Below are 18,495 nucleotides of genomic sequence, written 5' to 3' on the forward strand. Positions count from 1 at the left end.
TTTCCTGGGGGATTTTCCTCGAGCCTCCCCACGTAAGATGAAAGAAAAGCACTTTCATCTTCGTTGCCGGGTCTCGAGAAAACTCCGATAGCCCGGGAAATAACGACCTGGCTTCCGGGATTTGACGTCACAATTAAGTTATTCATGAAAATACTATAGCTATAAAAAGTGACAGGCACTAAATTTGATGCCAGCACTAAGTCACTAAGTCACTAAAGTAGGTTCAATCGACAAGAGTAGGTAGTGAGTTCCTGGGGAATCAGAGTATAGCGGAGACCCCGCAGTGGAGGCGAGAAGTGCAAGCTTCTCGTATGCCAAGAGGAGGCTCCGGTATGCTCCCCCTGGGACTCACTGCCGTATCGCCAGAGATTGATCCTAACTATAGTGGTGGATTCGCATGACACTTCCGGCAAACCGGGTAGTAGCTATCGTTACCACCGATGACGATTTGAGCGCCCGTGCGAACTGGCTTTTTGTTCTCATCTACCCGCAAATTCATCGTTGCTTTACGGTGACAGAACCAACAAATTGTTTTCATTTCTTCGATTTTATCGGCGTACGTCAACATGTACCGGCTACCTTCAAACAATTCATTCATGAAGTCATTTTTCAGACCAAAGCCCATCACAGGAATATTTAGCTCATCTACGATTTGCGTAAGTTGCAGGACGTGTTCTTTGCTAATGAATTGGACTTCATCAATAAGAACACAATAGATACGCTCATTTTGATCTTTTACGTAGTCAAACAAGTTGGTATCCTCAAATACCGGAATCGCTTTGCGCTTGAGTCCGATTCGACTTGCGACCGTTCCCACTTCGTCCCGTGTATCGATTGCTGGTGTGAAAATAATGACCGGTTTGTTTTGTTCTTCATAGTTGTGGGCAACTTTGAGGATCTCGATGGATTTCCCGCTGTTCATTGCGCCATGCTTGAAAAATAGTTGTGCCATGTAGGTACCCCTTTATAGTTTTTATAGGTACCTGTCCCAGAAACTATTCTGACATTCATGAATATTCACCGAATATACACCACGAACCTGCGTTATTACAGTTAGTTTTACATATTTATGAATTGTGTTTGAATTGTGTGGGTGACAGGTACCTTTTGGGAGCTACTTCCAAATAGAAGCCCGCTCCACTTTTCTATCAAAAAATACCTGTAAGGCAAATGCCCCACAGGTATTTAGGTTCTTAGTTTTGTTGCTCTTCTTTAAGACCGTATTTTTTGTTGAAGCGATCAACACGACCATCCGCTGCTGCGAATTTCTGACGTCCTGTGTAGAATGGGTGACACTCGCTGCAGAACTCGACGTTGATGTTTTCTTTTACAGAACCTGTTTTGAATGAGTTTCCACATGAACAAGTAACTGTTGCTTCTTTGTAGTCTGGATGAATTCCTGATTTCATCTGCTTTCTCTCCTCTCGCCCTGAACCATCTGGAACAGAGTTGGTTATGAAAACTGATACCTTACATGGCCCGGTGTGTCAGCCACATATGTAGCAGAAATAATAAAACTTACAACGACTAGAATACCATGTTTTGGAGGTCAATTCAAGTAGTTAGTTTGAAAAAAAGTTGTTTATAGGGAGGCTTTGTTTGCCTTATGTGCTTTCATTTCATCCGCTAATTGTTGGAAGAATGCGTCGTTGTCTTTTGTCTGTTTCAGCTTGCGCATGAAACGCTCTGTAAAGTCTGGTGAGTCTGAGAATGTCTTGCGGATGGCCCACAACTTATCAAGCTGCGCCTTTTCAATCAACAATTCTTCTTTACGCGTACCTGAACGGCGAATATCCAGCGCTGGGAAGATACGACGTTCCGCAAGCTGACGATCTAAGTGAAGCTCGAGATTTCCTGTTCCTTTGAACTCCTCGTAGATCACTTCATCCATACGCGAGCCTGTGTCGACTAGAGCCGTTGCTAAAATCGTTAAGCTTCCGCCTTCTTCGATGTTACGAGCCGCTCCGAAGAATCGCTTTGGACGGTGGAATGCAGCCGGGTCAATCCCTCCAGATAACGTACGTCCGCTTGGTGGAATGACTAAGTTGTACGCGCGTGCAAGACGCGTGATGGAGTCCATCAAAATAATGACGTCCCGCTTGTGCTCAACAAGGCGCATCGCACGCTCAAGAACAAGTTCTGTCACTTTTACGTGATTTTCAGGAACTTCGTCGAATGTTGAGCTAACAACATCTGCTTTCACTGAACGCTCAATATCTGTCACTTCTTCTGGTCGCTCATCGATTAGTAGGACAATCAATTCCGCTTCCGGATGGTTCGTTGTGATGGCATTGGCTACTTCTTTCAATAACATCGTCTTTCCGGCTTTTGGTGGGGCTACAATTAATCCACGTTGACCGAAGCCTACTGGCGCAACTAGATCCATGATGCGTGTAGACAATCGTTCTGGCGTCGTCTCTAACTTTAACTGACGGTCCGGGTAGAGCGGTGTAAGGGCAGGAAAATGAACACGTTCTTTTGCCGTCTCTGGGTCTTCCCCGTTTACCAGTTCAACGTGTAACAATCCATAGTAACGCTCGCTCTCTTTTGGAGGACGTACTTTTCCGGTAACTTTATCTCCGTTACGTAAATCAAAGCGACGAATCTGCGATGCAGAGATGTAGATATCTTCAGAACTCGGCGAATAGTTGATTGGGCGAAGGAAGCCAAATCCTTCTGATGAAATGATTTCTAAAACACCTTCCATGAAGAAAAAGCCTTCTTGCTCGGCACGCGATTTCAAGATGGATATAATGAGTTCTTTTTTTGTTAGTTTACTGTAAGACGAGATTTTGTATCTCTTAGCGAGCTCATATAGCTCTTTTAACGTCATATTTTCCAGTTCATTGATTGTATGCTGGGTCATATTGGCACCACACTCTTAGATTATTTTGTTGGGATTGCATGTGTTGGGAGTTATCGGATACAGGAAGGGATGATTCAGTAGGAGTACTAAATAAATAGAAGAAATGTCCGCACAGAAAAAGCTCTGTGCGGCATTCTATCTTTTTTACAGGACTAGATTCGGTTTCTTTTTCAAGCTATGACGGCCTTCTACGAAACGGACCGTACCAGATTTTGCGCGCATAACCAGTGTATGTGTTTCTGCATACCCTGCTTTGAACTGAACGCCGCGAAGAAGCTCTCCGTCTGTAACACCTGTAGCTGTGAAGATCGCATCGTCACCGCGTACAAGGTCTTCCATACGCAAGACTTTGTTCACATCAAGACCCATCTTGATACAACGCTCTAGTTCACCTTCTTCATGAGGTACTAGACGACCTTGAATTTCTCCTCCTAGACACTTCAAGCCAACAGCCGCGATCACGCCTTCTGGTGCTCCACCCATGCCGAACAAGATGTCGACACCTGTCTCATCAAACGCCGTGTTGATGGCACCTGCCACGTCTCCGTCGTTGATCAATTTGATGCGAGCTCCAGAAGCACGAATTTCGTCAATGATCTGTTGGTGACGCGGGCGATTTAAAATCGTTGCCACTACGTCTTGAATATCTTTGTTTTTGGCACGAGCAACGGCCTTTAAGTTATCGATGACCGGTGCATCAATATCGACCAATCCGACTGCTTCTGGACCCACTGCAAGTTTGTCCATATACATGTCTGGGGCGTGGAGCAAGTTGCCACGGTCTGCGATTGCTAGAACTGCTAATGCGTTCCAACCACCTGACGCGACAATGTTAGTGCCTTCAAGTGGATCAACGGCCACATCTACTTGTGGCCCACCGTTACCAAGACCTAATTTTTCACCGATATACAGCATCGGCGCCTCGTCCATTTCACCTTCACCGATTACGACGACACCTTCCATAGGAATTGTGTCAAATACAGAACGCATTGCGGTCGTCGCCGCGTCATCTGCTTCTATCTTTAACCCGCGCCCCATCCAGCGTGCAGACGCAATCGCTGCCGCCTCAGTTACACGTACTAATTCCATTGATAAACTTCGTTCCATCGTTTCTCCTCCTGCCAAGCGTTTTCTAAACCTGTCTTATTGTACCACTACACGGTTCTGTCTGCATTCGTAATTTCGACAGGCTCGAGCTTCACACGTCGAATGTCTGCGCCTAAAGCAGATAATTTCTCAATTAATCTACCATAGCCACGTTCAATGTGATAAATGTCGTGGACTTCTGTTTCCCCTTCAGCAATCAAACCAGCTAGCACTAGAGCAGCTCCTGCACGTAAATCACTTGCGCGGACACTTGCTGCTTCTAACTTTGTCGGTCCTTTAATAATGGCTGTGCTGCCTTCCACTCGACCTTCACCGTTCATGCGACGCAGTTCATCGATTTGCTTGAAACGAGCAGAATAGATCGTGTCTGTAATAACAGACGTACCATCCGCTTGCGTCATCAGCACAGTGAATGGCTGCTGCAAGTCTGTTGCAAAGCCTGGGTAGACAAGGGTCTTCACATCGACATTTTTCAAGTACTCTACGCGTGGAATATAGAGGGACTCTTCACGTTCTTCAATGACAACGCCCATTTCTTGCAGTTTGGCAGTAAGTGCTTCTAAGTGTAGCGGAATGACATTGTCGATCTGCACACCGTCACCGATGAGCGCTGCCATGATCATAAATGTTCCGGCTTCGATTCGGTCCGGAATAATCGTATGGTTCGTGCCGTGTAGGCTGTCCACACCTTCGATTCGGATGATGTTCGTCCCGGCTCCTTTGATGTTCGCTCCCATATTCGAAAGGAGTGTTGCCACATCAATGATTTCAGGTTCTTTCGCTGCATTTTCGATGATGGTACGTCCATTCGCACGCACAGCAGCGAGCATAATGTTGATAGTTGCGCCAACGCTGACAACGTCTAGATACACTTTTGTGCCTTCGAGTTGTTCTGCACGTAAATAGATAGCACCGTGCTCATTGGACACTTTCGCACCAAGAGCTTCAAACCCTTTGATGTGTTGGTCAATCGGACGTGGTCCTAAGTGACATCCACCAGGCAGACCAATTGCTGCGTGACCGAATTTGCCTAGCATTGCACCCATCAAATAATACGATGCACGTAGTTTTTTAATATTGCCATTTGGCAACGCCATGTCCTGGATGTTCGTCGGATCAACGACCATTGTTCCGTCTTCAAACGTCACAACAGCTCCGAGCTCTTCTAAAATTTCTTTTAAAATATAGACATCCGCGATTTCTGGTAAGCCTTCGATAGTGACAGGTGAATCGGCTAAAAGGGTTGCGGGAATTAGTGCTACCGCGCTGTTCTTTGCACCACTGACTTTGATGGTCCCTTTTAAACGATTGCCTCCATTGATTTTATAAACCTCCATAGAAGCACCTACTTCGCTTGACGATTGTTCCAGTCGTTCAAGAATGCTTCGATACCCTTGTCAGTCAGAGGGTGATGGAAGAGTTGTTGCAATACTTTAAATGGTGTTGTAGAGATGTGCGCACCATTTAATGCAGCGTCCGTGATGTGTTGAGGGTGACGGATCGATGCTGCGATGATTTCTGTATCGATATCGTGGATTGTGAAGATGTCTGCGATTTTCGCAATCAGTTCCATTCCATCATGACCGATATCATCAAGACGCCCTAAGAAAGGCGATACATACGTTGCTCCTGCACGCGCTGCAAGTAAGGCTTGGTTTGCACTGAAGATCAGCGTCACGTTTGTTTTAATGCCTTCTGCGCGGAAAACTGAACATGCTTTTAAGCCTTCCGGGGTCATAGGAAGTTTTACTGTAATATTTGGAGCGATTGCTGCTAGCTCGCGGCCTTCTTTGATCATGCCTTCTGCGTCCAAAGCAATTACTTCTGCAGAAACAGAGCCATCGACAAGTGCTGTGATTTCACGAAGACGATCGTGGAATGAGATATTTTCTTTTGCTACTAGTGACGGGTTTGTTGTAACACCGTCGATGATGCCCCATGAGTGGGCTTCTTTAATTTCGTCAAAGTTTGCTGTATCGATAAAAAATTTCATGAATAATTTCCTCCAATTAGTGAAATGGGAGAAGCAATGAACGCTTCTCCCGTTAGTTCAATATTTACGCTTGGCCTGAGCTACCGAACTCGCGCATTTTGCCTTTTACTGTTTCTTTAATAGCATCGCGCATCGGCGTCAAGTATTTACGTGGGTCATATTGCTCTGCGTCTGCGTTTAAGAAGTCACGCACAGCTTTTGTACCCGCAATTTGATTTTCAGTATTTACGTTGATTTTTGCTGTCCCTAAAGAAATCGCACGTTTGATATCTTTCGTTGGGATGCCTGTTCCTCCGTGAAGAACAAGTGGAAGGTCTGCAAGTTTTGAGATTTCTTCCATTTCAGCAAAACCAAGGTTTGGTTCACCTTTATATGGTCCGTGTACGGAACCTAGTGCTGGTGCTAGGAAGTCGATGTTTGTGCGCTTCACAAGCTCTTCACACTCTTTTGGATCTGCATAGATGACGCCGTCTGCAACGATATCATCTTCTTGGCCACCAACTGTTCCAAGCTCTGCTTCTACAGAAACGCCATTTGCATGTGCATATTCTACAACTTTAGAAGTCGTTTCAACGTTTTCTTCAAATGGGTGGTGAGATGCATCGATCATGACAGATGTAAAGCCTGCATCGATTGCTTCTTTACATTTTTCAAAACTAGAACCGTGATCTAAGTGAATTGCAACAGGAACAGTTGTCCCGAAGTCTTTCATTAATCCCTTCACCATATGTACCACAGTGTTGAAGCCGCCCATATAACGCGCTGCTCCTTCAGATACACCTAAAATGACAGGAGATTTTTCTTCTTCTGCAGCTTGAAGGATCGCTTGTGTATATTCAAGGTTGTTAATGTTAAATTGCCCAACTGCATAGCCCTCACGTTTGCCTTTTTCAAGCATGTCTTTCATTGATTCTAATGCCATGAATGGACCTCCTCTAAATGGTGATAGCTTAAATTTAGGTTGACCTGCTATCTATCCTTCAGTGTACCAAAAAAAGGCGTGGGTTTCCACACCTGTCCTCTCGCTATTAAGAAGCTTTGAGCTGTTCGATCACTGCTGCACGTACTTCAAAGATATCAAATGGTTTGGTGAAGTAAAGAGACGCCCCAAGTCGCTTTGCTTCGTCAATCAAGTTCAATTCCCCATAAGCAGTCATCATCATCACCGGTGTAGTTGCATCCAGTGCTTTGATGCGCTTTAAAATCTCTATCCCGTTCATACCCGGAATTTTCATATCGAGCAAGACGCCGTCAATCGTCTGTGCATCAAATTTCTCGAGTGCTTCTTGGCCATTTGCCGCTACTGTAACCGTATATCCGGACTGTTCAAACACTTCTTGCAACAGCATTCGAATTCCCGGTTGATCATCGACGATCAATAAATGCGTCACACTTTCCCATCTCCTTATCGTACAAAAGTTTCTCGCATAATTAGTAACAATTATCCTCTTAGCAGGAAAAAAATTCAATACGTTTTTCGAAACATTTTTTCGACAAATCCCGACGTCCCACTAGCAAGGAGTCCTTCAGGTTTTGTATACTGTGTCGTGAGGTGAAAGAACGTATGAAAATGTTAACAACACAAGTGACAGGTCTGCTCCAGCGGATCGCCAATAGCCAAGAAGAAGCGATTGAAGAAACAGCACGTCTTCTGGCACAAGCGACAGTCGGCGAAGGCCAGGTCTATTTGGCTCCATTTGGTGAGATGGAAGCTCTCTATGCAAATGCTACTGCTTCACAGCTATTCCCGAGTCTAGCAAAGTGGACAAGCGAGAGTGAATTAACGTCTGCGGATCGCGTATGGATTTTAACTCCGCGCGCTGATCATCCGGAAGCTTTAGCTCTTGCACGTGAATTGAGCGACCGCTTCATCCCATTTAGTGCGCTAGCTGCTGATAAAGCGTCAGAAGAAAACGTCTTAAGTGAGTTGGCCTATACTTACGTGTCACTAGGATTTACAAAAGGATTGCTCCCGACCGATACCGGTGAACGCGTCGTGTTGCCTTATGCGTTAGCGGGCCTATTCGTTTATGAAGCAGTCCTCCTCGAGGTGCGCGACATGACGCTTGGGTCAGATGAGTTGGAGTAGACATAAAAAAAACCGGATTCGCGTTTGCGGATCCGGTTTTTATTTGGCTAGATTAGTTTTTTGCTTCTACAGAAGCTTTGATGAACTCACGGAACAATGGTTGTGGACGCGTTGGGCGTGACACAAATTCCGGGTGGAACTGAGAAGCTAAGAAGAACGGGTGATTTGGAAGCTCGATGATTTCTACTAAACGACCATCTGGGCTCGTTCCTGAGAATACGAAGCCTTCGTTTTCAAATGCTTCACGGAATTCATTGTTGAACTCGTAGCGGTGACGGTGACGCTCATACACTAAGTCTTCGCCGTAAGCTTCACGCGCTTTTGAGCCTGGCTTTAATTTACATGGGTATAGACCAAGACGAAGCGTTCCACCTAAGTCTTCCACATCTTTTTGCTCTGGAAGAAGATCGATGATTGCATGGTTTGTTTCTGGGTTCAACTCAGTAGAGTGTGCGCCTTCTAAGTGTAAGATTGAGCGTGCAAATTCTACAGTTGCAAGTTGCATACCTAGGCAAATCCCGAGGAATGGCACGTTGTTTTCACGTGCAAACTTCGTCGCTAAGATTTTCCCTTCCACACCACGGTCTCCAAATCCACCAGGAACTAGGATTCCGTCCACATCAGACAAGATTTCGTCTACATTTGATTCGTTGACATGCTCCGCGTTGATCCATTTCACATCGATATCTGCATCGAATGTGTATCCAGCGTGCTTCAATGCTTCTACGACAGAAATGTACGCATCCGGAAGCTCTACATACTTCCCGACTAGACCGATTTTGACTTTTCCAGAAAGACCTTTCACTAGAGAAACAAGGTTTTTCCAGTCTGTCATGTCCGCTTCTTTGTTTTCTAGCTTGAAGTGGTCAAGAACGATTTGATCAAGGTGTTGCTCTTGCAGATGAAGTGGAATTTCGTATAGAGATTCCGCATCGAGTGCTTCGATAACTTCTTCCGGCTTGATATCACAGAACAATGCAATTTTGTCTTTCATTTCTTGTGGTACGGGTGCTTCAGAACGAACCACGATTACATTTGGTTGAATTCCTAGTGAACGTAATTCTTTTACAGAGTGTTGTGTCGGCTTTGTTTTCATTTCGCCCGCTGCACTGATGAACGGAAGAAGCGTCACGTGGATGTACATGACGTTGTCGCTGCCGACGTCACGTTTCATCTGACGAATCGACTCTAGGAATGGAAGAGATTCGATATCCCCTACTGTCCCGCCGATTTCTGTGATGACGATATCTGCATGTGTTTCGCGTGCTGCAAGGTACAAACGCTCTTTAATCTCGTTCGTAATGTGCGGGATGACTTGAACTGTTCCGCCGTTGTAATCGCCGCGACGTTCTTTGCGAAGAACAGACGAGTACACTTTTCCTGTTGTGATGTTCGAGTATTTGTTTAAGTTGATGTCGATGAAGCGCTCGTAGTGACCTAAGTCTAGATCTGTCTCTGCGCCGTCATCTGTTACGAAAACTTCCCCGTGTTGATAAGGACTCATTGTCCCTGGATCGATGTTGATGTATGGATCAAACTTTTGGATCGTGATGTCGAGTCCACGATTTTTTAGAAGACGTCCGAGTGATGCGGCCGTGATTCCTTTACCAAGTGATGATACAACGCCACCTGTTACGAAAATATACTTTGTCATGTGTAGTTCCTCCTGCATTTGAAATTGCCCTAACCGTGGCTATCTGTAAAAACAAAAAAGCGCCCTCCTGCTGCTTTGGCAGGGGAGCGCATTATGCACATTGGATGTCGTCTCTTTTTTGAGAGCCCAATTAAATCTTAATGCGATATGACACTGAAGTCAAGAATGAAAATTAGAGTTCTTCTTCCTCGTCCTCTAGGTCTTCATCAGCCTCTACTTCTTCGTCGATTTCAAATTCTTCGTCTTCCTCATCTTCAATAAGGTCTTCGTCGATTTCTTCGTCAACAGGAAGAAGTACTGGATCTGCTACGTCTTCGTCTTCGTCGTCATCTTCATCTTCGATTAGTTCTTCAAGTTCTTCTTCATCGTAAAGAAGCTCATCTTCGTCTTCGAGGATTTCTTCGTCTTCATCAACAGCTTTTGCTTTTTTCTTACGCACTTTAACAGTCGGTGCAGACTCTTCTTCGATCGTGTCTACCGGGTACCACTCACGTAGGCCCCATTGGTATTCTGATGTCGCCAGGAAGCGGCCATCGATGTTCATGTCTGTATAGAATTGAAGTTTTTTCTCTTCCATTTCAGCATCTGTATATCCTGAAACGTCTTGGATTGCTTTGAACAAATCTTGCAGTTCAAGCGCTTCGCGACGGTCTGTAAGTAGGGTGAACGCTAGGTTGATTAGCGACTCTTCTTGTAATTGTTCTTTCGTCATCTCACGAAAATTCATTCGGTCAACGTCCTTTCTTTGTCCGTTTGCATACCTTTCATTGTACCCATTATACAGAAATATTTCCACTATCTCTTTGTTCTTTTTTTCGACTTTATCATAAAGAACCCTACGGCGAATAAAAAGAAAGCTAAAATCAGGAGCGGAATGGAGCCGATTTGTTCGTTGTAGACGAATGCGGTGACAAAAAGGAGTGCGAGGACTATAAGCCAGATGATAAGTTGTTTCAAGAAGGACCCTCCTTTGTCTGATAGAATTATCGTACTATTTTGACAGGGCAGGCGCAAGGGGCATTCTTAATAGGTACCTGTCCCAAAAACAATTCCGACAATCGTGATTATTCATAGATTATGCAACAGGAGTGTGCATTCTTGTGTAAGAAATCGGATAACTATAAATTGTTTTGGAATTGTTTGGGTACCAGGTACCTTTTGGGAGCGTTTTCCATTTGGTGCCTGTCACCTTTTTTACCCCGGCTAGTTTTCTCAAAAACCGATGACCTAAACTGTATTTTAGACGACCCTAAATCAGGCCTTGCGTTAGCACAGCCTGGAACTAAATGTGTAGGACACTTTAGTGTCCAAAATTCGAATACACTTGCGATTTCTGAAATTCGTTAGAGGCGGAGCCGACTCGAAGAAGTTGTAAGGCATCCCTTCCTGAAAAGAAGCACTTCAACTAGTCTGATTCAGCTGGAGAAGATTGTGGAAGAAAAAACTAAGAAGAATCACGCTGGGGCCGCTCGATATGAGCGGCCCCAGTCCTTTTCGTTCTTAATTTGGTCTTGAAAGCAATCATCGGAAGATGAATCAGGATTTTTGAAATAAATTACGCTTTAGAGCAGCATTCTTATCATCTAAACGGAATCGAGTTGCGCCTCCTAGAAATCCCGCAAGAAGCCATCGCGGCCCATGAAGCCAAGAACGCTTCACGGGCCACGCTGGCATCTCGCACAATTTCTGGGCAGTCGGCTCCACATCTAAACGTTACATATTCCGTCGATACTGCCCGCCCACTTCATATAGAGCGTTCGTGATTTGGCCAAGGCTTGCGACCTTGACTGTATCCATCAACTCTTCAAAAATGTTGCCACCTGTTTTCGCGACTTCTTTTAGACGAGCAAGTGCGGCTTCCGAAGCGTCTGCATGTGCTGACTGGAAGTTACGCAAATTGTTGATTTGTGTTTCTTTTTCGTCTTTGGATGCACGTGCGATTTCCATGTTGTCGATATCGTCCTCAGTTGCCGGGTTCGGATTGAGGTATGTGTTGACACCGATGATTGGAAGTTCACCTGTATGTTTTTTCATTTCATAGTGCATCGACTCTTCTTGGATCTTGCCGCGTTGGTATTGTGTTTCCATCGCACCCAGGACACCCCCGCGATCGTTCATGCGGTCGAATTCTTGTAGCACCATTTCTTCCACTAAATCTGTTAACTCTTCCACGACAAATGCACCTTGGAGCGGATTCTCGTTTTTCGACAAGCCGTGCTCTTTTGTGATGATCATTTGAATCGCCATTGCGCGGCGTACAGATTCCTCTGTCGGTGTAGTGATTGCTTCGTCATAAGCATTCGTGTGAAGCGAGTTACAGTTGTCTTGTAGTGCCATCAAAGCTTGTAGCGTCGTGCGGATATCGTTGAAATCGATTTCCTGAGCATGCAAGCTGCGACCAGACGTTTGAACGTGGTACTTCAGTTTTTGTGAACGTTCGTTTGCGCCGTACTTCTCACGCATGACGACTGCCCAGATGCGACGTGCCACACGACCGATTACCGTGTACTCCGGATCCAGACCGTTTGAGAAGAAGAACGATAAATTCGGTGCAAAATCATCGATGTGCATGCCGCGGCTCAAGTAGTACTCCACGTATGTGAACCCATTTGACAACGTGAACGCGAGCTGTGAAATCGGGTTTGCGCCTGCTTCTGCAATGTGGTAGCCAGAAATTGAAACCGAATAGTAATTGCGCACTTTGTGATCGATAAAGTATTGCTGGATGTCGCCCATCATACGCAGTGCAAATTCTGTTGAGAAGATGCACGTATTTTGCCCTTGGTCTTCTTTTAAAATGTCCGCTTGAACTGTTCCACGGACGACTTGAAGAGTCGCTTCACGGACTTGTGTGAATTCTTCCACAGTCAAAGTGCGACCTAGGTCTTCTTCCTTCAGCTTCACTTGCTGATCAATCGCCGTATTCATGAACATCGCCAAAATGATTGGTGCCGGACCATTGATTGTCATCGACACAGACGTCGATGGTGCACATAGGTCAAAGCCGTCATAGAGCTTTTTCATGTCCTCAAGCGTACAGATGCTCACGCCTGATTCGCCGACTTTTCCGTAAATATCCGGACGATGGTCTGGGTCTTCGCCGTAAAGCGTTACGGAGTCAAATGCAGTAGATAAACGTTTCGCTGTATCGTCTTTTGAAAGATAGTGGAAGCGACGGTTTGTACGCTCCGGTGTACCCTCTCCAGCGAATTGACGTTTCGGGTCTTCCCCTTCACGTTTGAACGGGAATACACCTGCTGTATACGGGAATGAACCTGGTACGTTTTCTTTATACGCCCAGCGTAAAATTTCGCCGTAATCTTTGAATTTTGGTAATGCTACTTTTGGAATCTTTAGACCTGACAAGCTTTCCGTGCGAAGGATCGTACGAATCTCTTTGTCCCGTACTTTTGTAACGAACTCGTCTCCTGAATACGCTTCTTTCAGCGCTTCCCAGTTTTCTAAGATTCGTTTTGATTCAGCAGACAATTCGTTTTTCACGCCATCAAGTAGCGATTCGAGCGACTGGACAAGTGCTTCTTCTCCGCCCGATTCTTTGACTGCTTGTAGTGCACCTTCTAGTTGGAACATGCGGCGTGCAAATTCGACTTGTTGCTCCGACTTGGCGTGGTATCCGCGCACTGTATCTGTTAATTCGCGCAAGTAGTAACGACGGTCGTTTGGAATAATGACGTTTTGCTTTTGCGTTTTTGCAAACTCTTCGTAAGATGTCAACCAGTCAGAACCTGTCTTTTCATTGATTTTTGCAATGAGCGCAGCAAACAATGAATTCGTCCCTTTATCGTTGAACTGGCTCGCAATCGTTCCGTACACTGGCATCGTATCTAAGTCGTCGTGCCATAGTTCACGGCTGCGCTGGTACTGCTTCTGTACTTGGCGAAGTGCATCTTCAGACCCTTTTCGCTCAAATTTATTGATGACGATCAAGTCTGCAAAATCGATCATATCGATCTTCTCAAGTTGAGATGGTGCACCGAATTCGCTCGTCATGACGTACATCGACAAGTCTGAAATTGTCGTGATTTCCGCATCCCCTTGGCCGATACCACTCGTTTCCACGATGATCAAGTCATAGCCAGCCGTTTTGACAACGTCTAACACGTCTTTGATAGCGCCAGATAGCTCGGTGCGTGAACCACGTGTTGCAAGGGAACGCATGAATACGCGTTTGTTGAAGATTGCATTCATACGGATGCGGTCTCCAAGCAATGCGCCACCTGTTTTTTGTTTCGTTGGGTCAATCGACAAAATCGCGACACGCTTATCCGGAAGCTCAGATAAGAAGCGGCGGATCAATTCGTCTGTAAGTGAACTTTTCCCTGCGCCTCCAGTACCTGTGATCCCAAGAACCGGTGTACCTTTTGATTTTGCTTTTGCTGCTTCAATCAATTGCTTCGCTTCGTCAGAACCTGTTAAAGTGGCTTCTTCTGCAATCGTGATCAAACGTGCAAGTGTCTCTGGCGTTTCAACAGATGCTGTCTCCAGCTGCGCTAAAGCGCCATCTGCAGGCGTTGCGACGTCACACTCTTCAATCATTCGGTTGATCATCCCCTGAAGACCTAACTTACGCCCATCTTCCGGTGAGAAAATGCCACTGATTCCGTAGGCATGTAGTTCTTTGATTTCTTTTGGTAGGATAACCCCGCCGCCACCGCCGTAAATACGGATATGCGGTGCACCTTTTTCAGCGAGCAGGTCTTTCATATATTTGAAATATTCAACGTGTCCTCCCTGGTACGATGAAATCGCAATGCCTTGTGCATCCTCTTGAATGGCAGCATTGACGACTTCTTCCACGGAACGGTTATGGCCAAGGTGAATGACCTCGACGCCGCTCGCTTGTAGGATGCGACGCATGATATTGATCGATGCATCATGTCCGTCAAATAAACTCGATGCCGTCACGAAACGGACCGGGTTGGTCGGACGGTAAACTTCAACCTGTGCTACTTGTACCACTTACAGTTCCCCCTTTGTTCTTGCCCCTAGACCACGCAAAATAAATGCGACTTGTAGGTCTGTAAATTCATCAATCGAGTAGTTCTTGTGAAGAGCCCAGCGACGGTAAGCCCACATTTGACCCTGTGTAAAAATCGAGTGTGCGTATAAGTCTATCTCTCGCTCATTGAGCGACAGTTCCCCTGACGTCACGCAACTTTGTAAAATCGTGCGGAAGATGGCTGTCATTTCTTCTTCTTTACGAAGAACATACGACAAGGCTTCTTTCGGAAGCGATTTTGTTTCTTGGTACATGACAACGAATTCATCTTGCATATCATTGATGACACTGTAGTAATAGCGAATCGCGGACACCAGTTCGTCAAGTGTACCGTTTTTTGCACCGACGGACTCGATGCGTTCAAATACTTCATCATAGATGCTGTCACAGACGAGGTAGAGCACGTCTTCCTTCGTACGGATGTATTCATAGAGCGTGCCTATGCTAAATCCGGCTTCTTTGGCAATTTCACGCGTGGTGGTGCGGTGAAAGCCCTTCTCTTTGAAGAGCTTGACCCCCGCACCGATCATTTGCTGACGACGCTTTGTGATCAGCTGTTCGTCTTTGACGGACGTTTTGACAAGGTGCTTGCCCTCTGTCATTTATTTTGTCAAGTTGCGCGAGATAACAAGGCGTTGAATCTCTTGCGTACCTTCATAGATTTGTGTGATTTTCGCATCGCGCATGAAGCGTTCAACCGGATAGTCTTTCGTGTAGCCGTAGCCACCGAAGACTTGAACTGCTTCTGTAGATACTTTCATTGCTGTATCCCCCGCCATCAATTTCGCCATTGCCGACGCTTGACCGTATGGAAGGTTGTTCGACTCAAGCCATGCTGCTTGGTACGTCAGTAAACGAGATGCTTCAGTCGCCGTCGCCATATCGGCCAGTTTGAATGAAATCCCTTGGTTTGCTGTGATTGGCTTACCAAACTGAACGCGCTCTTTTGCGTAGTTCACAGATGCATCAAGTGCACCTTGCGCGATTCCGACCGCTTGCGCAGCGATACCGTTACGACCCCCATCTAACGTCTTCATTGCAATGATGAAACCTTGACCTTCTTCACCGAGTAGGTTTTCTTTTGGCACGCGGCAGTTATCGAAAATAACTTCAGTTGTTGGAGATGAACGAATTCCAAGCTTCTTTTCTTTCTTCCCTACGGAGAAACCAGGCGTGCTTGCTTCTACGATGAATGCAGACGTCCCTTTATGTTTTGATTCTGGATCTGTTACCGCGAATACGATATAGATGTCGGCAATCCCACCGTTTGTGATGAAGATTTTCGAGCCGTTGATCACGTACTCATCGCCATCAAGTTTTGCAGTTGTTTTCATTCCACCTGCATCTGAACCCGAATTCGGCTCTGTTAAGCAGTACGCACCGATTTGAGACCCTTCTGCCATAGGACGAAGGAATTTTTGTTTTTGCTCTTCTGTACCGAACTTGAATACAGGCCAGCCCGCTAGAGATGTGTGAGCTGAAAGCGTTACTCCAGTAGATGCACAGACACGTGATAATTCTTCTACTGCGATGACATATGCCAAGTAGTCAGAACCGATCCCGCCGTATTCTTCTGGCCACGGAATACCTGTTAAGCCTAGCTCTGCCATTTTGTCGAACAGCGCACGGTCAAAGCTTTCGTTTTCATCGCGTTCTGCAGCTGTTGGTGCCACTTCTTTTTCCGCAAAGTCGCGTACCATTTTTCGAATCATTTCATGCTCTTCTGATAATTGAAAGTTCATTTCATTTCCCGCCTTTTTTAGTTTGTAAGGTGTTTGCCGATTACGAGGCGCTGAATTTCAGACGTACCTTCGTAGATTTCTGTAATTTTTGCATCGCGGAACAAGCGCTCCACTGGATATTCTTCTGTATAGCCGTAGCCACCAAACACTTGAACTGCTTCAATCGAAACGTCCACTGCTGTTTTGGAAGCAAATAGTTTTGCCATAGACGCTTCTTGTCCGCATGGTTTGCCGAGCTGGCGCAAGTTTGCTGCGCTGTAGACAAGTAAGCGAGACGCTTCAACGGCAGTTGCCATGTCTGCAAGTTTAAAGCCGATACCTTGGTTGACAGCAATCGGTTTCCCGAACTGCTTGCGTTCTTTGGAGTATGCGACTGCCTCGTCAAGTGCTGCTTCAGCAATTCCAAGTGCTTGTGCTGCAATTCCGATACGTCCTACATCTAAGTTCGCCATCGCGATTTTAAAGCCTTCCCCTTCTTGCCCTAGCAAGTTGGCAGCAGGTACTTTCATATCTTCAAATGTTAATTCGACTGTGCGTGAACCGTGTAAGCCCATTTTGTGCTCGTCTTTTCCGACGATAAAGCCTGGCGTGTCTTTCTCCACGATAAATGCCGAGATCCCGCGAGAGCCTTTTTCTGGATCTGTGTTTGCGAACACAATGTATACGTCTGCTTCTCCGCCATTTGTAATGAACACTTTCGAGCCGTTCAGCACGTAATGATCCTCTTTTTTGACTGCACGTGTTTTTAAAGAGCCTGCATCACTACCAGCAGCCGGTTCTGTTAAACAGAATGCCCCGAGGTACTCTCCACTTGCTAGCTTCGGTACATAGTTTTGTTTTTGTTCTTCAGTTCCGAAGTATAAGATTGGATTTGTGCCAACCGACGTATGCACGGACAAGATAACACCGACTGTCGCCGAAACTTTCGACAACTCATGGATGGCGATGATGTAGCTCATGAAATCCATTCCTGCACCGCCGTACTCTTCCGGAATCGTGATGCCCATCAACCCAAGCTCGCCCATCTCTTTGATAATGTCGCGTGGGAATTCCCCAGCTTCCATGTGCTCAATAAACGGAGCGATTTTTTCTTTGGCGAATTCACGGACCATATTGCGCATCATTGTTTGTTCTTCAGTAAAACGTAGTTCCATACTAAACGCTCCTTATTCGTAGACGTAGAATCCGCGACCAGATTTCTTGCCGAGCCAACCAGCCTTCACATATTTGCGAAGTAGTGGACAAGGGCGGTATTTGCTGTCGCCGAAGCCGTCGTGTAGGATTTCCATGATGTAGAGGCATGTATCAAGACCTATGAAGTCTGCAAGTTGCAGCGGTCCCATCGGGTGGTTCATTCCAAGCTTCATGACGTCATCAATGGCTTCTTTTGTTGCAACGCCCTCGTACAATGTGTAGATGGCTTCGTTGATCATCGGCATTAGAATGCGGTTTGAAACGAATCCTGGGAAGTCGTTCACTTCGACAGGCACTTTGCTCAATTTTTTCGTCATATCTTCGATTTCTGTGTATACGTCATCTGAAGTCGCAAGTCCGCGAATGATTTCGACTAGCTTCATAACAGGTACCGGGTTCATGAAGTGCATACCGATTACTTGTTCCGGTCGGTTTGTGACCGCTGCGATTTCCGTGATTGGAAGAGACGATGTGTTTGTCGCCAAAATCGCATGTTTCGGTGTGATTTCATCAAGCTGTTTGAAGATTTGTTGCTTGATTTCCATGTTTTCCACTGCTGCTTCGATGACGATATCTACGTCTCGTGCGTCGTTGATATCTAAAGACTTTGTGATGCGTCCAAGGATGGCCGTTTTTTCGTCTTCTGTCTTGCGTCCTTTTTCCACATCACGTGCTAAGTTTTTTGTAATGCCTGCTAAGCTGCGTTCGAAGAATTCTTCAGCACGGTCATTTAGTTTCACATCAAAACCTGCTTGCGCACAAACTTGCGCGATTCCTGACCCCATTTGGCCTGCGCCAATTACTAATACCTTTTGAATAGCCATCTCTAT

General features: G+C 45.8%; 17 protein-coding genes. 1 reads left to right on the forward strand and 16 read right to left on the reverse strand.

Going from position 1 to position 18,495, the window contains the following annotated elements; all coding sequences use genetic code 11:
• Window positions 1-379 precede the first annotated feature (379 nt).
• The 8 genes from ACF3OH_RS11145 to ACF3OH_RS11180 form a co-directional block, all read right to left on the reverse strand.
• Window positions 380-952: a thymidine kinase gene (locus ACF3OH_RS11145; RefSeq protein ID WP_204589795.1), complete on the reverse strand. Its 573-nt coding sequence runs from the start codon at window positions 950-952 to the stop codon at window positions 380-382.
• A gap of 241 nt (window positions 953-1,193) precedes the next feature.
• Window positions 1,194-1,409 (reverse strand): 50S ribosomal protein L31, encoded by a 216-nt coding sequence (gene rpmE / locus ACF3OH_RS11150; protein ID WP_094943609.1) that lies wholly within the window; start codon window positions 1,407-1,409, stop codon window positions 1,194-1,196.
• A gap of 173 nt (window positions 1,410-1,582) precedes the next feature.
• The gene (gene rho, locus ACF3OH_RS11155; RefSeq protein ID WP_392454699.1) at window positions 1,583-2,866 is read right to left on the reverse strand and encodes a transcription termination factor Rho; all 1,284 of its coding nucleotides are present in this window, start codon (window positions 2,864-2,866) and stop codon (window positions 1,583-1,585) included.
• 144 nt (window positions 2,867-3,010) lie between these two features.
• Window positions 3,011-3,973 carry a class II fructose-bisphosphatase gene (gene glpX / locus ACF3OH_RS11160; RefSeq protein ID WP_204589797.1) on the reverse strand — a complete coding sequence of 321 codons (963 nt, stop codon included), beginning with the start codon at window positions 3,971-3,973 and terminating at the stop codon, window positions 3,011-3,013.
• Window positions 3,974-4,020: 47 nt separating this feature from the next.
• Window positions 4,021-5,310, reverse strand: coding sequence for a UDP-N-acetylglucosamine 1-carboxyvinyltransferase (locus tag ACF3OH_RS11165; RefSeq protein WP_204589798.1), 1,290 nt, complete (start codon window positions 5,308-5,310; stop codon window positions 4,021-4,023).
• An 8-nt stretch (window positions 5,311-5,318) separates the two neighbouring features.
• Window positions 5,319-5,966 carry a fructose-6-phosphate aldolase gene (gene fsa, locus ACF3OH_RS11170; RefSeq protein WP_204589799.1) on the reverse strand — a complete coding sequence of 216 codons (648 nt, stop codon included), beginning with the start codon at window positions 5,964-5,966 and terminating at the stop codon, window positions 5,319-5,321.
• 64 nt (window positions 5,967-6,030) lie between these two features.
• The gene (locus tag ACF3OH_RS11175; protein ID WP_392454700.1) at window positions 6,031-6,888 is read right to left on the reverse strand and encodes a class II fructose-bisphosphate aldolase; all 858 of its coding nucleotides are present in this window, start codon (window positions 6,886-6,888) and stop codon (window positions 6,031-6,033) included.
• Between the two features lie 106 nt (window positions 6,889-6,994).
• Window positions 6,995-7,357, reverse strand: coding sequence for a response regulator (locus ACF3OH_RS11180; RefSeq protein WP_204589801.1), 363 nt, complete (start codon window positions 7,355-7,357; stop codon window positions 6,995-6,997).
• A gap of 173 nt (window positions 7,358-7,530) precedes the next feature.
• On the opposite strand from ACF3OH_RS11180, the gene ACF3OH_RS11185 reads away from it, so the two are divergent.
• On the forward strand, window positions 7,531-8,055 hold the full coding sequence (locus ACF3OH_RS11185) for a DUF2529 family protein (protein WP_392454701.1): 525 nt from the start codon (window positions 7,531-7,533) through the stop codon (window positions 8,053-8,055).
• 52 nt (window positions 8,056-8,107) lie between these two features.
• Here the strand turns inward: ACF3OH_RS11185 and ACF3OH_RS11190 are convergent, their stop codons facing one another.
• From ACF3OH_RS11190 to ACF3OH_RS11225, 8 genes are all read right to left on the reverse strand, one after another.
• Window positions 8,108-9,709 carry a CTP synthase gene (locus tag ACF3OH_RS11190; protein WP_392454702.1) on the reverse strand — a complete coding sequence of 534 codons (1,602 nt, stop codon included), beginning with the start codon at window positions 9,707-9,709 and terminating at the stop codon, window positions 8,108-8,110.
• A gap of 172 nt (window positions 9,710-9,881) precedes the next feature.
• On the reverse strand, window positions 9,882-10,436 hold the full coding sequence (gene rpoE, locus ACF3OH_RS11195) for a DNA-directed RNA polymerase subunit delta (RefSeq protein ID WP_392454703.1): 555 nt from the start codon (window positions 10,434-10,436) through the stop codon (window positions 9,882-9,884).
• 68 nt (window positions 10,437-10,504) lie between these two features.
• Window positions 10,505-10,666 carry a hypothetical protein gene (locus ACF3OH_RS11200; protein WP_392454704.1) on the reverse strand — a complete coding sequence of 54 codons (162 nt, stop codon included), beginning with the start codon at window positions 10,664-10,666 and terminating at the stop codon, window positions 10,505-10,507.
• A gap of 756 nt (window positions 10,667-11,422) precedes the next feature.
• The gene (gene icmF / locus ACF3OH_RS11205) at window positions 11,423-14,689 is read right to left on the reverse strand and encodes a fused isobutyryl-CoA mutase/GTPase IcmF (protein ID WP_392454705.1); all 3,267 of its coding nucleotides are present in this window, start codon (window positions 14,687-14,689) and stop codon (window positions 11,423-11,425) included.
• Entirely contained in the window at window positions 14,690-15,331 is a 642-nt protein-coding gene (locus tag ACF3OH_RS11210) for a TetR family transcriptional regulator (RefSeq protein ID WP_392454706.1), read from the reverse strand.
• Window positions 15,332-16,471 (reverse strand): acyl-CoA dehydrogenase, encoded by a 1,140-nt coding sequence (locus ACF3OH_RS11215; protein ID WP_204589807.1) that lies wholly within the window; start codon window positions 16,469-16,471, stop codon window positions 15,332-15,334.
• A 17-nt stretch (window positions 16,472-16,488) separates the two neighbouring features.
• Window positions 16,489-17,625, reverse strand: a complete 1,137-nt coding sequence (locus ACF3OH_RS11220) for an acyl-CoA dehydrogenase (RefSeq protein WP_204589808.1) — start codon at window positions 17,623-17,625, stop codon at window positions 16,489-16,491.
• Between the two features lie 12 nt (window positions 17,626-17,637).
• Window positions 17,638-18,489 (reverse strand): 3-hydroxybutyryl-CoA dehydrogenase, encoded by an 852-nt coding sequence (locus ACF3OH_RS11225; protein WP_392454707.1) that lies wholly within the window; start codon window positions 18,487-18,489, stop codon window positions 17,638-17,640.
• Between the last annotated feature and the right edge of the window lie 6 nt (window positions 18,490-18,495).

The sequence above is a fragment of the Chryseomicrobium aureum genome (assembly GCF_043182735.1).
Lineage (GTDB): Bacteria > Bacillota > Bacilli > Bacillales_A > Planococcaceae > Chryseomicrobium > Chryseomicrobium aureum.

Bases quoted from the DNA above. Each gene is read 5' to 3' on its own strand.
- ACF3OH_RS11145 (WP_204589795.1), bottom strand. From the start codon at position 952: ATGGCACAACTATTTTTCAAGCATGGCGCAATGAACAGCGGGAAATCC.
- rpmE (WP_094943609.1), bottom strand. From the start codon at position 1,409: ATGAAATCAGGAATTCATCCAGACTACAAAGAAGCAACAGTTACTTGT.
- rho (WP_392454699.1), bottom strand. From the start codon at position 2,866: ATGACCCAGCATACAATCAATGAACTGGAAAATATGACGTTAAAAGAG.
- glpX (WP_204589797.1), bottom strand. From the start codon at position 3,973: ATGGAACGAAGTTTATCAATGGAATTAGTACGTGTAACTGAGGCGGCA.
- ACF3OH_RS11165 (WP_204589798.1), bottom strand. From the start codon at position 5,310: ATGGAGGTTTATAAAATCAATGGAGGCAATCGTTTAAAAGGGACCATC.
- fsa (WP_204589799.1), bottom strand. From the start codon at position 5,966: ATGAAATTTTTTATCGATACAGCAAACTTTGACGAAATTAAAGAAGCC.
- ACF3OH_RS11175 (WP_392454700.1), bottom strand. From the start codon at position 6,888: ATGGCATTAGAATCAATGAAAGACATGCTTGAAAAAGGCAAACGTGAG.
- ACF3OH_RS11185 (WP_392454701.1), top strand. From the start codon at position 7,531: ATGAAAATGTTAACAACACAAGTGACAGGTCTGCTCCAGCGGATCGCC.
- ACF3OH_RS11190 (WP_392454702.1), bottom strand. From the start codon at position 9,709: ATGACAAAGTATATTTTCGTAACAGGTGGCGTTGTATCATCACTTGGT.
- rpoE (WP_392454703.1), bottom strand. From the start codon at position 10,436: ATGAATTTTCGTGAGATGACGAAAGAACAATTACAAGAAGAGTCGCTA.
- ACF3OH_RS11210 (WP_392454706.1), bottom strand. From the start codon at position 15,331: ATGACAGAGGGCAAGCACCTTGTCAAAACGTCCGTCAAAGACGAACAG.
- ACF3OH_RS11215 (WP_204589807.1), bottom strand. From the start codon at position 16,471: ATGAACTTTCAATTATCAGAAGAGCATGAAATGATTCGAAAAATGGTA.
- ACF3OH_RS11220 (WP_204589808.1), bottom strand. From the start codon at position 17,625: ATGGAACTACGTTTTACTGAAGAACAAACAATGATGCGCAATATGGTC.
- ACF3OH_RS11225 (WP_392454707.1), bottom strand. From the start codon at position 18,489: ATGGCTATTCAAAAGGTATTAGTAATTGGCGCAGGCCAAATGGGGTCA.